Source organism: Thermoplasmataceae archaeon (assembly GCA_038729425.1).
Lineage (GTDB): Archaea > Thermoplasmatota > Thermoplasmata > Thermoplasmatales > Thermoplasmataceae > B-DKE.
Genome location: JAVYSB010000004.1, coordinates 39927 through 55483 on the forward strand (window position 1 = coordinate 39927; position 15557 = coordinate 55483).

Below are 15557 nucleotides of genomic sequence, written 5' to 3' on the forward strand. Positions count from 1 at the left end.
CATGATGAAAAGAGAACTTTACAGGATAGATGGTGACAAACTTACGCGGCTAAGGCGATTCTGTCCAAGATGTGGACCGGGAACATTCCTGGCTGAACACGAAAACAGGCTAACCTGCGGTAAGTGTGGATATACTGAGATAAAGAAGAAATAGAGTCAAACTCTTTATAATATAATTTTTATTAGCTTTTTATGGAGAGAAGAGGTACTTCCATTTTACCATTGCATTACGGACACCCTCCGGAGTACCTTTTCAAGAGAATGATTGAACTTGGCGGGACGCTCAGTGAGATTATAATAAATGAGTATGGTGTTGAAACTTTCCTGGAGAAATTATCCGACCCATTCTGGTTTCATTCCTTCTCCCTTGTCATCGGGTTTGACTGGAATTCAAGCGGGACTACTACTGCAACTCTCGCGGCCTTGAAGGAGTATTACGAAAAACACAGCGGCGAGATCGCAATCATGGGGGGAAAAGGACAAAAGATGTCCATGGTCCGTGGAGAGGCTGAAAAGCTGATCAAGGATGGGTATATGAGCGATACAAAAGTCCACCCCATTCTCGAAAACGCCAGGAAAGTGGCGAAAATAGACAACAATCTTCTGCAGGATGGATATGATCTGTACCTGCAATTCATAATAACAACCCCTTCTGGAAAATGGTCTGTGATACAACAGGGGATGGACCAAAAACTGAGAATGGCGCGCAGGTACCACTGGATCTGGTCCGCCGCCAGAGACATGTACAATGATTCCAGATCTGGCATCTCTTCTTCAGATATCAGGCCCATGACTCTTGACTTATCCACAAAGAAGAGTGCTGGAAACAGGAATTCAATGGTAGAGGTTGCGGGAGAAAAGCCTGGCGAGACGCGATCGAAGTTGATGGTTGGGGGCCAGAGAACGCTGGATTCATTCGGGAATTTTTTCCCGGAATTGAGAATGGACTATACCATAAACTGGGCAAGATTGCAGGCTATCTATGAATATGATCCGAAGGATTTCAATGAACTCATGAACCTGAAAGGTGTGGGGAAATCTACAATCAGAGCCCTATCGTACCTCGCAGAAATAATCTATGGCAACAGCCCTTCCTTTGAAGATCCTGTCAAGTTCTCTTTCGCTCTTGGCGGGAAAGACGGGGTTCCGAAACCCGTGAATGTCCACGACTATGATGTTGCGATATCATTCTACAGGGACGCACTGGGAAAGGCTGGATCCGGTGACCCCAACACGAGAAGACTGATAAGGAATCTTTCGGAGATGAGTTACAGTTTCACGGGGAGACAGCAATAAATTCTCAAGGATTCTGCGTCATACTGATTCTACAACCCTTATCGCCGATGCCTTTTCTATCCAAAATCGTTATATATGGATTCTAACTAAAAGAAGGATTTAACAGATGGATGTGGCAAGTGAGATATCCTATAGGGTAGAGGATGAACTACCGTTCCTAGATCCAGTGATAGCAAAATGGTTCAACAGGAACTACACAGGTCTCACTGAGCCCCAAAAAAGGGCTATTCCCTTGATACACGGGAAAATAAGCGTCCTTGTGTCCAGCCCAACCGGAACCGGAAAGACTATGACCGGTTTTCTTTCCATACTTAATGAACTCTTTCTAATGTCCCGGGAAGGAACACTGGAGGATAAAATCTACTGCCTGTATATCAGCCCTTTAAAGGCGCTAGCCAATGATATCGACAAGAATCTTAAGAGACCCCTTTCTGAAATTGCACAGATTTCAAAGGAAAGCAATAACAGTTTTCCTGCAATAAGGGTATCAGTCAGATCCGGGGATACTCCGCAGTCAGAGCGCCAGAAGATGCTGAAGAAACCTCCGCACATCCTTATCACCACTCCAGAATCATTCTCCCTGGCACTATCCGCTCCAAAATTCCGCGAGAAATTTCTAGGGCTTAAGTACGTTATTGTGGACGAAATTCATGAAGTGTCTGCCACAAAAAGAGGATCGCTGCTCTCCATAAATCTTGAAAGGCTTGAGAATATTGCCGGGCATTTCGTGAGAATCGGGCTTTCTGCCACTCAGGCACCCTTAAATGTAATAGGGCAGTTTCTCTGCGGTTATTCAAACGGGGAGCCGAGAAGTTTTGAAATTGTAGATGTCGACACGAAGAAGTCGCTAGACCTCAGCACCATTACCCCTGTAAAGGACCTCAGCAGGGCCAATTACGAAGTCGCAAATGACAAGATGTATGATGTTCTTGCAGGCTTGATATCAGAACACAGAACGACGCTTGTATTCACCAACACAAGGAGCGGAACGGAACACGTGGCGTTGCGTCTTAAGGCAAGGGGGATTGAGAGCATTGAAGCGCACCATTCGTCTCTCGGAAGAGAAACGAGGCTGGATGTTGAGAACAAACTCAAGAACGGAGAACTGAAATGTGTAATCACATCCACATCGCTGGAGCTTGGAATAGACATAGGTAACATAGACCTTGTTGTGCAGATAGGCAGTCCCAAGTCTGTGTCTAAAGGTCTACAGAGAATAGGAAGATCCGGTCATGGACTGAATCAGCTTTCAAAGGGCAGGTTCCTTGTCTTTGATCTTGATGATCTGATGGAATGCGCTGTTCTTACAAAGGCTGCTTACGACAGGGAGATTGACCGGGTTGTTATTCCGGAAAACCCGCTCGATGTTCTTTCGCAGGTACTGGTGGGCATGTCTCTGGAGAAGGTCTGGGGCTTCGATGAAGCTTACGATTTAATAAGGAAATCCTACACGTTTCACACTCTTGAGATAGAGGATTACAGATCTACGATAAACTACCTCAGCGGCGAAATAGAGGATAGCACCATATATTCAAAAATATGGTTTGACAGGGATAAGAACACATTCGGTAAGAAGAAGAGCAGTCGGATGATATATTTCATGAATGTCGGTACCATCCCGGAAGAGGCTGATTACCAGGTCGTGAATGAAAGGGGCAAGCACCTTGGGCAACTGAGTGATAAGTTTGTGGAACGGCTCAAACACGGCGATGTGTTCGTGCTCGGGGCTAAAACATATATGTACATCAGGTCCACTGGTAACAGAGTCAGCGTGAAAGACGCGGTTGGGATGAGACCCACAGTCCCCTCCTGGACAGGTGAGATGTTGCCAAGAAATTACGACCTCGGTGTTCTTGTGGGAGAATTCAGGGAAGAACTGTATAGGAGGATAAGAGACAGAGAAGAAACTGTTCACTGGTTAATGGAGTACTACAAACTCGACGAGTACGGGGCGAACAGTCTTATATCCTATGTCAAGACTCAAAGTCAATTCGCTCTTCCAACAGACAGGAAACTGCTTGTCGAGGGATACATTGATTCCAAGAACCTCTACAGCATAATATTTCACATCCCCCTAGGCAGAAGAATAAATGACGCACTTTCGCGTGCCTACGCCCAGGCCATATCCAACCAGTATTCTGTGACCACAAGGATCACAGTGACGGATGATGGTTTCATGCTGACGGCTCCGCAGAAAATCCCACTCAAGGAGCAGCTGACGCTCATAAATGCCAGCAACTTTGAGGACATGGTTTCAAGATCGATAATCAATACTGAGGTCTTCAAGCAGCGTTTCAGGCACTGCGCTGCCAGATCACTTATGGTTCTGAGAAAATACAAAGGTTATGACATATCAATCGTAAGGCAACAGCTGCGCAGCGACAAGGTCTTGCGAAGCCTAGAGAGCATAAAGAACTTTCCAGTCATCAAGGAGACATACCACGAAATAATGAACGACATGATGGATGTTCCACGTGCTCTGAATTACGTCAAGGACGTCATAGACAGAGGCAACGTCTCGATCCTCGATTACAGGGAGGATACCAGTCCATTTTCATACGGGATCATTCTGACGGGAGTTTCTGATATAGTCCTGATGGAGGACAGGTCCAAGCTTCTCAAGGAATTGCAGAGCAAGATCATTGACAGGGTCTTCGGGGAACAGAAAATAAGCTTCATGTTCAACGACTCAAAGGTCGTTGAAAACTATTTCAGGAGCAAGGTTCCCCGCATAAGGGACGAAGAATCATATGCGGCACTCGCCGATCACTTCCTTTACATCGATCCCTTCAGGGATCGTTTCAATTCACCTTTCCCATACAGTGATATTGATCCAAACGAGATCACGGAGAGACTCATTAATAACGGGGTAATTTCCTCGGTGTACATCAGGTCATCAGCATGGGCCTCGAGGACAAGTTATGGAATACTGAGAAGGTTGTTTGCCAGGAAACTGGAAATGAACCATACAAGGAAGAAACTGGTTGAATTGTGCGATGGATCCACATTCAATGAGTTGAAATCCAGATCGGGAATGAATGAAATTGAGCTGAAAGACGAATTGATAAGGCTGGAGTCTGCCTTTCTCATAGGAAGGAAGCTCCGGGGCGGGATCGTCGAATATTACTCAACACCCTTTGCAACAAAGCCTTGGACTGAGGATGACGTTCAATACTGCCTGAAAAAGATTCTTGGATCTTATGGCCCCCTTACGCTGGATGAAATCCAGATACGTCTACCCTTTGAATCCCAGGATTTGGAAGGTGTATTGAAAAACATGGTCTCGGGAGGTGAGGTAGTTCTTGACTATATATCTCCTGTTTTCTCCAAACAGTACATAATGAAAGAGGATCTGGATGCTCTTGTGGGCGAAAGTAAGCGGGACATTCAGTCGGAAAGGATAAAGAGATTCAGTGAACCCGTAGACACCCTGAAGAAGTTCTTCGAAGTTTACGGGTTTGCCGTGGATACCTGGGACATAAGGGCAAGATATCCCGGGTTCACCCTGAGAGAACTCCGAGAAGCGTTATCTTCCGGAGAGATAGTTTATGGCAAGTTCATAAAACACCGCTCAACTTACATGTCAATGGGCCTTGCCAGCACATTGAATTACCTGAGATATGATAGAATTTCCAAGGAGGAATCGGAAATTCTATCATACATTGGGGAGGGGTATGACAGCGATAGGGCCATTGTAAAACGATCTGCATATGATATAAAGATCATCCGGCAGATTATCAGGGTGCTCGAGTACAAACTCGCGATCTGCAGGGACGAGAATGACAATCTGAGAGTACTCTTTGGAGACAAGAGATCAGCGGGTGACATAAGGTTCCTTGTGAATCTGTATGGACCTGTAACGCTGGGAGAGCTTTCGCGGACATTTTGGTTTCACGGCGACGAGGAGATCAAGGCAAGCGGGTTGAAACCTTTCTACTACAATCGGGAACTTTACTATGGTGATCAGAACGTTACCGGACCTAAAGGTAACAGCATTTTACTGACAATACTTGATCCAATAAGCATGTACATGGGAAAGCTCTACACAAGGGATATAGAATTCAATTCCCGCCTTTTCAGTAACGGTACAGAAATAGCAGACGTCCAGTATGAAATGAAGGATAATGTGCTCTGGATTGAAAGCGTTCAGGAGATTCCAGGCACAGATTACGTTCAAATTCTTACAAGCCTTGAACAGATCAGAAAAAGAATTGGGCTCGATGCTCTTGTTCTGTATGACGAAAAAAAATCGTTTCCCGACCGGCTTGAGGACCATGGTTTCAAGCGTACGGGAGATATTGTTATAAACCTTGAAGCCGAAAGCCAGGGTATGGGCGAAGAATCGCTTCTGAAGGCAGCAGTTTCACAGTTCTCAAGGGCGAGACCGTCAGAGGCAATTCTATTCAATTTTCTAAGGGACAGAGTGATTGGCATCAGGAGTGAGATCGAAGCCAGTTCTATGGGTATAACCAATAACCAGTTGAGAAACTACTTCCAGTCGAGGCTGCTGTACACGTTTAACGGTCCTTTTGGAGTTCCTGCCCTCGGGGCGCTTGAAACAATATCCCTTTTCAGGGCATTGAAGAATCACAAACTGACAGATGACGAGGACAGAATTGTAAGCGTGATCCTGGACAACAGCGGAGCAACTGAAGAAGAAATTCTGCAAACTGTGAGAAGGAATATACCCGGAATCAGGGCCGTTATAAAGAGCCTTTATTCAAACGACGTTCTGGCGAAGGACTATAACCGCAAGTACGTCTTTGTTCCAGAAAAGTACACACAACGTGAAGCTGTTGATATCATCCTTGATTTTCTCCTTAATGAGCTGTTGTTCTTCGACAAGGATAAATTTGAAAGCGTTACTGGGTCAGAGGCTGGCAAGGATTATCATGAAGCTGTTGATAAGCTTCTTCTTGGGAAGAAGGTAAGAAAGGTTATCAATGCAGACGAGAAAAGAGTCAGTTACGTTTCTACAAAATATAAACCAGAAAAGAGGATTCCCTCTGGAACAACAATAATAATGGGGCCGAAAGACATACTGCCGCTCTATTTCGCTGCACTTATCAAGAGAAAATTCTCAGTGAGGAATTACTTTTACCTTTACTCAGGGGATTTTGTCAGCGCATTCACAGGCAAAAAGAGAGGAAAAATTATTGAGGTCACAAAGATAATCGGTGATAAGAAGTACAGGGAAATAATCCGTAGGGAAATGAACAGAATGGGATTTGCCCTGACCTTCCGGTAGGTGTGGTATCTTGTCGTTCTCGTATGGAATCATTGTGTCTGGCATTTCAATAGTTATCTCCATCTTTTTGATAACGGTGTCCCTCAAAGGTGCGAGGAAGACAGGATCTCCTGGAATTTTATACGTTGGAATTGCTTTTGTTATCATTCTGCTGGACAATGTCATTTATACTTTGTCTTCACTGGAAATACTCTTCTCCAGCCAAATTTTTATTCCCGCGTTCCTTGTTTCTGATCTAATAATACTCCTATTTTTTTATATGGGGGCTATAAGAGGTAGATAATTGCCAGACCCAGATAACGTCAGGGACAGAATTCTACTGTTTATCGAGAAAAACCCAGGGATGCATTTCAGGGAAATCCAGAGACAGACAGGAACTGCCGTTGGCCAGCTAGAATACCATCTGTATTCCATGGAGAAAGACGGAAGCATTAAGGGTGAAAAGGATGGTAAATTTGTCAGGTATTTTCCTCTGTCGGAGGGATCGTTCCAGAACATGATTCTGTTCCTTGTCAGGAATCTCAGGAAGAGGGAAATGATTTTTAAACTGCTCAGGGAGGACATCCCTGAGGAGAAACTTATGCCGGTTAATGAAAAGAAGAGAAACTACGCTCTGATAATTCTTCAGGAGCTTGAAGCACTGGCCATAGTATCAAAGAGAGAGGAAGAAGGCCATAACATATATTCCATAAACAACAGAGATAGAATAATAGAAACTCTGGTTAAGTACAGAGAAAGCTTCCTTGACTATACGTCCAGTAATTTTATAAATCTCTTCAAATAAACTTCCTTCTTCTGTACATTATGTAAGGAACTGCTAACAGGACAGCTCCCATTGCCATTCCCACGCTCAATAATTCTTCATGCTGCAAAATGAAATTTACTATGGACTGCTGAACCGAAGATATGTGAAGGGTAGTAATATTCACCCCCGCGGTAGCAAGGTAAGGGTCCTGATAAATGGTACTAGCCATTCCGCTGACGTTGAATACAAAGTTTATTGCGGTCTCTGGGAAGTTAAAGTCATACTTATTGCCCGTTGAATTTAATAAGGTCTGACTCCCACCGTTAAGGTTGTAGGTGTCGTTCCACCAAAATAGTGCCTGGTATTTTCCGGGATTAAAAAAGTACCCGTTGACCATTGATCCTGGGTGACCTGGCATCTGTCCATCTCCGTAAAAGTCATCCCGTCCTAGGTTCATGGTATTGTTCTTTGCGCTGAAATCTGACACAAGAATGACCAAGGCACCTGGTCCCACTGCTGTGAGGGAAGAGAAATGAATGTAGACACTGACTTTATAGTAAGTATATTCTGAAAAGTTGCCGAGATTAGAGCTGTTTAATGAGAATAGTTTCTCTGGTGTAGCATTCTCAGGGGTAACGTTGATGATAACGAGAAAACTTTGCCCATTTGAACCATATCGATTATGTCCACTTTCCTCTCCGCTGTTTGATATTGTGAAATTCGAACTGTATGAGAGGTTTCCATTATTGTCAACGCCATGCCAGTTATCATTAGCAAAGTAATTAACAGATGGCTGCCCCTGGTTAAGATAAATAAGGCCCAGATATGTGAGGTTATAACTTATATTTCCTGGAAGCTGAATGTTTATATTGGGAATATTACCATAGATTACACTCCCTGCTCCATCATCGCGCGGGCCAAGAGCATGAATGCCTAGGCCTGTTATAAGCACCACTGCAAGAATAACTACCGGGAGGTTCACTTATGATTTATGCCATGGTAAAATAATTTATTTTTGGTACAATCTTGCTTTACGAAAACTCTTCTTCAAGTTCTACCATCACATCGTTCAGGACTTCGTCAAATGTGTTCCCCGTGTATTCCCTGAGCCCACCTATTTCTGTCCTGAGCTTTGCTATAAACTGATCATCATCTTTGTCAAATTCTATATTGCATATCATTTCCTGCATGGGAAGCACCAAAGATCGCAATTAACGGTCTGATAAAAACATTTGGTTTGTTATGTACTCTTCAGAAGAGATTCTGAGAATTATGAATCAGAACACAATCCGGTTAATTCTGATTTCACCGTCAGTGATCACAGGACCTGAAACATCTGTGTAATTATTTTTGCGCATATGCCCTTTCACACACAGTATCGTTATCCATATGTACAGATTGGAGGATTATAACCTGTGACAGGCTGAACACCAAAATTGGTTCAAAACAATAAAATGTCTTCCTTATATTTCCCGAATAGAACCATGTCTGCAAAACTAATGAAGTTCATTGTAATCTGTGGCCCAAGATGTTCAGCACGAAAAAAAGTCTGGGCAACAGAGGCATGACTTCTTCATTTATCTTCCATAATTGCAGAGGCTATATAGTCTCTTCTTTATGCCGTCAAAATTCACTTCGCTGTCCTTCACTATCACGCCAAGGCAGGCCCTGGATCCGCATTGTAGGAACAAAGAGTATTCTATGCCCTGTATCGTAACGCTTTGGAATGGTGCTATATTGACGCCACAATAATTGGTGTACAGTGAAGTAATGGTTTCCAGGAAAGACACCAGCGATCCACTGAGCCTTGAGGTGGAGTCTGCCTGCTGTCCAGTGAGTGTTTTCGAATGAAAAGATCTTAGAGTGCCTAGCTCATCAAATTCGCCTACTGCGACGACACCTTTCATGTTTTCGAATTCGTTAAGGTCCATAGAATTGTAATATTCATACATTTAAAGGTTTGATACCTTATAGGTAAAGGAATATCAAAAAGGATGAATCTCGAAAATTTTTGAAAACACCGGATTGCAGGAGCTCGAAAATAAAAAAAAAGAATCTGGGAGTTTATAGCAGGCTGGCTTCAGCCTGCATGACTCCCAAAAGGCTTGTTTGAGATAATTGTACTCCAACATACTCAACTTCGATAATATACGATCCGTACAGGGCAATAGTTAAATCGGTTTCGTTTCCGCTAGAATACGCAGTTGCGTTTGCGTATTCCAGCTTTACACCACTTGTTGTGTTTCCGTAAGTGGGAGCCTGTCCTCTTAATTCTCCCAGAATGAGGCTTGCATTCTTGAACGTTTCATTAGCAGCTGCTGTACTGGTCATTCCAACATATCCTAGCTCGAGCCCAGCATCTGATTTATTTGTGAATAGGGAAAAGCCCATTGAACTGATATTTGAGGTGAAGTTACCAGCCTCGTTGGTGACCATCGAGTATCCAGTGCTGTTCAGGCTGCTGTTTATTAGTCCAGAAGCTTTGAAGAGTGTTATGCTGGCGTTAAATACGCTAACCCATCCCGAGTTTGACAGGTTGTTATTGATGGTGCTGGCCTGAATTAGCTTCTCTGATGCCTTGAAGCTAGTGTTGTAGGAATTTAGGACGTTAACCTGATTAGTTAAGAGATCAGTAAAATGCGAAAGTGAAAGATTCGAACTTCCGTTATATACCCCATACATTAGGCTCTGCTTATATATGGCATAGACGACACTTTCGTAAGATTGGCCGTAATGGTAAGATACATAAGCGTAAAGGGCACCATTGGTGGTTGTGCCCTTCACGGCATAATACCCTGGCTGGCCGTTAATCATTGATATGTTTTTAAAGACTGATCCATTTATCATGTCTGCCAGTTTTACCGATGACAGGCCAAGGTACCCGAACAAGAGAGCGCTATTGTTCGTGGTGGACTGGAAACCAGCGAGCTGCAGGGAACTCACTTGAGCTGTCGTATTGTTAACTAGCATTTCAAGTGGGCCAGTGAAGAGGTATGGGTATCCCTTATACAGTTGGCTGATATTTCCTATTCCTCCGTTAACTGCAAACACCTCAGACCAGTGACCTCCCATTGAAGTATTCACGGTACCGGTCGAAACGATATTGAGCCCATTTAGAGTTGGGGGAGTAGATTTGCCACCTGAAAACAAAGAGGGATCAGTATAAACAATATATCCCACGCTCGCAACCAGAACCACTGCGACAACAACTACGACCATACTTGTGGATTTCATTGAATAGCATGTTGAATCAAGTATAAATTAATATGCTTTTGGAAAATTTTTACAAACAACCTCGTCGGAGGCAGTTTGCCCATAGGAGGAGGTATTTTATAGTTTTATCATCACCCTTCCGAGGCTCTTTCTGTTTCTTATATCACTGTAGGCTTCATTTATCCTGTCGAGTGTAACTAGCCGATTGGAAATCGTGTGGATCTTCCCAGATGCGCTCATTCCAAGTACCTTCTTCATGTCCTCACGCGTGGAACTTATACTCCCAGTGATCCTGTTACCTTTGAGTATTACCAGTCCAAGGGGGAGGCTTACGGGATCAGGGATAACATTGCCAATTACCACCATCCTTCCCCCAGTTTTAAGGCTCCTCAATGAACTCTCAAAGGTCGGCTTGCCCACGTCCTCAAGTACAATATCGACTCCGCCGCCGGTCAATTCTTTCACTTTCTTGCTGAAATCCTCTTCAGCAAACACAACTTCATCAGCGCCTGCTGCGAGTATTTCATCCGTTTTCCATTTCGAGGAAGTCTCTGCGATCACGCGTGCCCCAAGTGCCTTAGCAACCTGTATGGCATGCATGCCAACCCCTCCACCGGACCCGGTGAGGAGGATTGTCTCTCCTTCCATGATCCCACCTTCAACCTTGATTGCATGGTAAATCATTCCAGTAACGCAGGCAGAAATCGCGGCTTCATGATCGCCGACGCCTTCTGGAACAGGAACGGCTGACCTCTCCGATATTTTCACATACTTTCTGTATGAACCGTCCAGAAGTTCCCCGAATGTCTTCTTGTTCGGGCAAAGGTTCTCCCTGCCAGAGGTGCAGAATTCACATTTTCCGCAAGGGATATAAATTAGGCTTGCAACTCTCTGACCAACCCTGAAATTCTTGACTTCAGGCCCAATTTTTGTTATTCTGCCCGCGATCTCATGTCCAGGAATTATGGGGAGTCTTACCCTTGGAAAGAAACCGTCCATTGTCAAAATGTCACGATAGCAGACGCCTGTAACTTCCTGTTCTAGAATGATTTCGTCTCCTAAAGGTTCTTCAGGTTCGGTTTCCCTGACTACCAGTGGTTTTTTTAGTTCGGTCAGATAGGCTGCTTTCATGACCTGTTATATGTTTGGCATATTTCTTTGCTTCGGAAAAGATAATATCTCCAACATAATACGCCAAAAATGAAAATTGAAGCGGTCATCTTTGATCTTGATGGGACCCTCCTAGACTCTTTCGGACTCAGGGTCGAAGCGTGGGCGCACGCCTTCATTAAATTTGGCGTAATGCCTGAAGTGTCCGAGATACAGCCGCTGATCGGTCTTCCCGGCCAGACTCTTGCCGCAAAATATTCTGACGATCCTTACGCCGTCGAAATGGAAGAGGAGCGTTTCTTTGAGGAACGTATGTCGCAGGTTTCACTCTATCCCGATGTGGAAAGCACATTTGCAAAATTGAGTGACATGAACATTCCGGCTGCAATAGTGACCTCATCACGGCGGAAACTGGTCAGCAGGATGAGACTTCCTACGGAGAAGATCGTGACCATCGATGATGTTTCAAAGGGGAAACCGGACCCTGAACCTTACAGGAAAGCAATGCAGATGCTTGGAGTAAGTAAACCTATGAACGTCGTGGTTGTCGGAGACGCAATGACAGATATAATTCCTGCAAATGACATTGGTGCAATTTCAGTTCTAATCAAACATGGAAAGGATTATGAAACGGATTCTCCAAACTTCATTGTTGACGAAGTTTCGGAGGTCCTAAAGGTAATAAAAAATCTGGAAAAATCCGGCGCTTAGTTCAGTGGTTTCAATCATTGTTATTGAATCGGAAACCCTCAACAGATTAATGTGTGGATAGAAGCCCCTGCCGGTAGTTATCGCTCGGCACTGCCATCGAAAGGATAAAGTGAAAGCCTTTTATCGCAGGAAAAATCAATTGCCGCCTGATGAACCAATCCTTGTGAGTTCTCTAAGAGTACGTTCCCTTATTTTCTTTGCAGTATCATATTCTTCAGTGAGTTCACCGTCGCTCAGGAATTTTTTTAGCAAGGGCTCCATTTTTCCACCGCAGCTGCATTCAGTTATCTCATTTCCAAATGGAAATACCCTAATAGTGTTGCACCTGTCACACCTCAGTACGTTCTTCCTGCCGGAAAGTTTTCCCTTCTTCGTTCCTGCCTTTCCGTTTATTTCCACGAGGTCCATTGCGAAGTCAAAGGGTTTTGCCGCGGATATGCTCGTTCCAACTCCAAAAGCATCTGCTCCAGCTTTTTTTAGCTCCCTAACGCTCTCTTCGTCAAGACCACCGGATACCATGATCTTCACCCTGTTGTAGCCTCTCAGGTCAAGTTCCCATCTGACCTCCCTGACAATTGCTGAAAAATTTCCCCGCCTTGAAGATGGGGTATCCAGCCTTATATAATCTATGTCCGGAAAACTTTCCGCTGCTTTGAGAGCTGCAAACTTCTCGTCGCTGAAAGTGTCTATCAATACAGTTCTTGATCCGGGAGCGGAGTTTTCAATCACACTTTCCCAGGCGCGGTTATCTCCAACAAGGAGAGACAGGGCATGGGGCATTGTTCCAATCGGCTTTTCCCCTATTATTTGAGCACCAAGAATTCCTGAAACTCCGTCAGCTCCGCCAATATAAGCTGCCCTGTCAATCATTGGGGAGAGAGCTGGATGCATCCTCCTGATTCCAAAGGAATAGAACTTCGAGTCACCAGCAGCGATCCTTATCTTGCTTGATTTAGTGGAAATGCCGGAAGACTGGCAGAGAAAACCAAGGATCGGCGTCTCACATCTGCCGAAAAGCGAATAGTCTCCCTCAATCCAGGCGAACGGGACAGGGAGCCCCCGAGAATCCCTAGGATTAATGATGGTACCTTCCGGGATTGCATAAAGATTAATTTTCCTTCCCCTGAGGAGGGAAATGACCTCGTCCAGTCCAGAAAAATTGACCCAGGTATCAAGTGGACCGGATACAGTAACTTCTGCCACTACATCATTCTCTCTGCTCATGATCTCCAGGGATTTTAGTGACCTCTCGAAGTAAACATCTGAAGCCTGGCATTCTCTTATTTCCCTGTCAGTTGCAACATTGAATTTTCTTTCTCTCACAATAATTCCTCCAGCGTCTTTTTTGAATTCATTATCCTTGCACCATAATTCCTGTGCATGTCCTCTAGTGCCTTTTCATGATTTTTCAGATCAATGGAAGAGCATAAATCAGATATTACAGTGATATCATAATTTCTGAAAAAGGCGCCAGATACCGTGTGCAAAACACAGATGTCAGTGGATATGCCGGAAACAAAAATACCTGATATGGAATTCGCCCTCAGTATCCCGTCCAGATCTGAATCGAAGAAGGAGTCGAAGTGGCGCTTTTTAATCCTATACCCTGGAAATGATTCCAGTTCACTCACCAAGTGACTTCCTTCTGTGCCAGCAACACAGTGTTGCTTCCACACCCTGAATTCAGGATCATTTTCCAGATGGCTGTCCATGGTGAAAATTACCTGGTATTTCCCTCGGAGCTTATCGAGAAAGCCCCTAGTGCGTAGCGCAGTTTTCTTTGCCTCTTCACTGCCAAAAACGCCGTTTACAAAATCATTGACAAGGTCCACAACAACAATCGCACTATTGTTGATCATGCTTTTCTCCAGCCAGTTCCTTTTTCACCGTCTTCAACCATTATCCCGTTCTCCGCAAGTATGTCGCGAACTTTGTCTGAAATGGCGAACATCTTCTCAGCACGAAGGTCACCCCTCAGATCAACAAGGTCGTCTATCAACTTGGACGGAATACTGCAACTAGACTCTTCATTTAGAACACCCATGAAGGAATTGAGCCATCTGAATATTTCCAGATACTCCACCCCTTCCCTTTCGTTAATGGAGTCAAATCTTCTATTTATTTCTGAAACCATGGTCAGTATCTCAGCAAAAAAGCCTCTTGTATCAAAATCATTCTCAAGGTACCGCATCAGGTTCTTCTTTATCGAGCTGTTTTCAGGCTTCCCTGAACCTGTATTTCCATACAGACCTTTCAGCCTGTCAAACGCATTCTGGATTTTCTTCAGTGCTTCAGAACTTTCCTTCATTGCGGAATCCGAGTATATCATTGTGTTCCTGTAGCTCGCGTTAAGCAGAAAAAACCTGATCTGCTCCTTGCTGTACAGTTTCATAACCTCGTCTATCGTTATGAAATTCTTCAGTGATTTTGACATCTTGTCGCCATTTACGTTAAGCATACCAAGGTGCATCCAGTAGTTTACAAGGATCGGGAGGCCGCTGATTCCCCTCATCTGCGCTATCTCCCCCTCATGATGTGGAAAGATCAGATCAGAGCCCCCGCCGTGAATGTCGTATTCTGGGCCAAAATAGCACTCAGTGATCGCAGTATCCTCAATATGCCAGCCGGGTCTTCCTTGCCCCCAAGGGGAGTCCCAGGAAGGTTCACCGGGTTTCTGCTTTTTCCAAACAACAAAATCGCCGGGGTCCTCCTTGTTTTCGTTTACCTCTACTCTCGAACCGGGTTCAACCTGTTCTATTTTCTGGCCAGATAACTTCCCATAATCCGGAAAATTTCGTATGCGGAAGTAAAGCCCATCTTCCGTTTCGTATACATATCCTTTCCCAATAAGCCTTTCAATCTGGTTGATTATTTCCTCCATGTACAGAGTTGCTCTTGCATATAAGTTGACGCTGTCAATACCTAGTTTTCTCACAATATCCATATAGACGGAGTAGTATCTTTCAGCGACATTCTGGTAATTTTCCCCATTCTCGACGGCCTTCTTCAGTATCTTGTCGTCTATATCTGTTATATTTTGAAGGTAGAATACAGAAAGCCCCTTAATCCTAAGGTACTTAGCCACCATATCGAAGAATACGTAAACTCTTGCGTTGCCAATATGTGGTATGTCGTACACTGTTGGACCACATACAAACATGTTTACTCTTCCGGGATGGATCTCCTTGAAGAGGGTTTTTCCCTTCATGGTGTCCTTTATATACATAAGATTAA

At 44.3% G+C, this 15557-nt stretch carries 14 protein-coding genes; 6 read left to right on the top strand and 8 right to left on the bottom strand.

Annotated features, from left to right (window positions below; translation table 11 throughout):
* Positions 1 to 4: 4 nt before the first annotated feature.
* The 5 genes from QW597_04860 to QW597_04880 all read left to right on the top strand — a co-directional run bounded on the left by QW597_04860 (position 5) and on the right by QW597_04880 (position 7328).
* On the top strand, positions 5 to 154 hold the full coding sequence (locus tag QW597_04860) for a 30S ribosomal protein S27ae (protein MEM0155913.1): 150 nt from the start codon (positions 5 to 7) through the stop codon (positions 152 to 154).
* Between the two features lie 38 nt (positions 155 to 192).
* Entirely contained in the window at positions 193 to 1296 is a 1104-nt protein-coding gene (locus tag QW597_04865) for a DUF763 domain-containing protein (GenBank protein ID MEM0155914.1), read from the top strand.
* 106 nt (positions 1297 to 1402) lie between these two features.
* Positions 1403 to 6544 (top strand): ATP-dependent helicase, encoded by a 5142-nt coding sequence (locus tag QW597_04870; GenBank protein MEM0155915.1) that lies wholly within the window; start codon positions 1403 to 1405, stop codon positions 6542 to 6544.
* A gap of 10 nt (positions 6545 to 6554) precedes the next feature.
* Positions 6555 to 6827: a hypothetical protein gene (locus QW597_04875; protein ID MEM0155916.1), complete on the top strand. Its 273-nt coding sequence runs from the start codon at positions 6555 to 6557 to the stop codon at positions 6825 to 6827.
* Positions 6828 to 7328: a winged helix-turn-helix transcriptional regulator gene (locus QW597_04880; protein MEM0155917.1), complete on the top strand. Its 501-nt coding sequence runs from the start codon at positions 6828 to 6830 to the stop codon at positions 7326 to 7328.
* Here the strand turns inward: QW597_04880 and QW597_04885 are convergent.
* The 5 genes from QW597_04885 to QW597_04905 all read right to left on the bottom strand — a co-directional run bounded on the left by QW597_04885 (position 7321) and on the right by QW597_04905 (position 11633).
* Positions 7321 to 8271, bottom strand: coding sequence for a hypothetical protein (locus QW597_04885; protein ID MEM0155918.1), 951 nt, complete (start codon positions 8269 to 8271; stop codon positions 7321 to 7323). The genes QW597_04880 and QW597_04885 overlap by 8 nt on opposite strands.
* Positions 8272 to 8320: 49 nt before the next feature.
* Entirely contained in the window at positions 8321 to 8488 is a 168-nt protein-coding gene (locus QW597_04890; protein ID MEM0155919.1) for a hypothetical protein, read from the bottom strand.
* A gap of 378 nt (positions 8489 to 8866) precedes the next feature.
* Positions 8867 to 9220 carry a DUF2173 family protein gene (locus QW597_04895; protein ID MEM0155920.1) on the bottom strand — a complete coding sequence of 118 codons (354 nt, stop codon included), beginning with the start codon at positions 9218 to 9220 and terminating at the stop codon, positions 8867 to 8869.
* A gap of 133 nt (positions 9221 to 9353) precedes the next feature.
* Positions 9354 to 10523 (bottom strand): hypothetical protein, encoded by a 1170-nt coding sequence (locus tag QW597_04900; protein MEM0155921.1) that lies wholly within the window; start codon positions 10521 to 10523, stop codon positions 9354 to 9356.
* Positions 10524 to 10619: 96 nt separating this feature from the next.
* Positions 10620 to 11633: a zinc-binding dehydrogenase gene (locus tag QW597_04905; protein MEM0155922.1), complete on the bottom strand. Its 1014-nt coding sequence runs from the start codon at positions 11631 to 11633 to the stop codon at positions 10620 to 10622.
* A gap of 69 nt (positions 11634 to 11702) precedes the next feature.
* Here QW597_04905 and QW597_04910 point away from each other — a divergent pair, with 69 nt between their 5' ends.
* Positions 11703 to 12323 carry an HAD family phosphatase gene (locus tag QW597_04910; GenBank protein MEM0155923.1) on the top strand — a complete coding sequence of 207 codons (621 nt, stop codon included), beginning with the start codon at positions 11703 to 11705 and terminating at the stop codon, positions 12321 to 12323.
* Between the two features lie 135 nt (positions 12324 to 12458).
* Here the strand turns inward: QW597_04910 and QW597_04915 are convergent, their stop codons facing one another.
* Genes QW597_04915 through cysS form a run of 3 tightly spaced genes read right to left on the bottom strand, consistent with a single transcriptional unit; the run spans position 12459 to position 15549 of the window.
* Positions 12459 to 13646, bottom strand: a complete 1188-nt coding sequence (locus QW597_04915; GenBank protein MEM0155924.1) for a nicotinate phosphoribosyltransferase — start codon at positions 13644 to 13646, stop codon at positions 12459 to 12461.
* On the bottom strand, positions 13643 to 14182 hold the full coding sequence (locus QW597_04920; protein ID MEM0155925.1) for an isochorismatase family cysteine hydrolase: 540 nt from the start codon (positions 14180 to 14182) through the stop codon (positions 13643 to 13645). The genes QW597_04915 and QW597_04920 overlap by 4 nt, the downstream gene beginning before the upstream one ends.
* Positions 14179 to 15549: a cysteine--tRNA ligase gene (gene cysS, locus QW597_04925; GenBank protein MEM0155926.1), complete on the bottom strand. Its 1371-nt coding sequence runs from the start codon at positions 15547 to 15549 to the stop codon at positions 14179 to 14181. Before cysS ends, QW597_04920 begins: the two co-directional genes overlap by 4 nt.
* Positions 15550 to 15557 lie beyond the last annotated feature (8 nt).

Bases quoted from the DNA above. Each gene is read 5' to 3' on its own strand.
- QW597_04920 (MEM0155925.1), bottom strand. From the start codon at position 14,182: ATGATCAACAATAGTGCGATTGTTGTTGTGGACCTTGTCAATGATTTT.
- QW597_04895 (MEM0155920.1), bottom strand. From the start codon at position 9,220: ATGGACCTTAACGAATTCGAAAACATGAAAGGTGTCGTCGCAGTAGGC.
- cysS (MEM0155926.1), bottom strand. From the start codon at position 15,549: ATGTATATAAAGGACACCATGAAGGGAAAAACCCTCTTCAAGGAGATC.
- QW597_04900 (MEM0155921.1), bottom strand. From the start codon at position 10,523: ATGAAATCCACAAGTATGGTCGTAGTTGTTGTCGCAGTGGTTCTGGTT.
- QW597_04865 (MEM0155914.1), top strand. From the start codon at position 193: ATGGAGAGAAGAGGTACTTCCATTTTACCATTGCATTACGGACACCCT.
- QW597_04905 (MEM0155922.1), bottom strand. From the start codon at position 11,633: ATGAAAGCAGCCTATCTGACCGAACTAAAAAAACCACTGGTAGTCAGG.
- QW597_04910 (MEM0155923.1), top strand. From the start codon at position 11,703: ATGAAAATTGAAGCGGTCATCTTTGATCTTGATGGGACCCTCCTAGAC.
- QW597_04860 (MEM0155913.1), top strand. From the start codon at position 5: ATGAAAAGAGAACTTTACAGGATAGATGGTGACAAACTTACGCGGCTA.
- QW597_04870 (MEM0155915.1), top strand. From the start codon at position 1,403: ATGGATGTGGCAAGTGAGATATCCTATAGGGTAGAGGATGAACTACCG.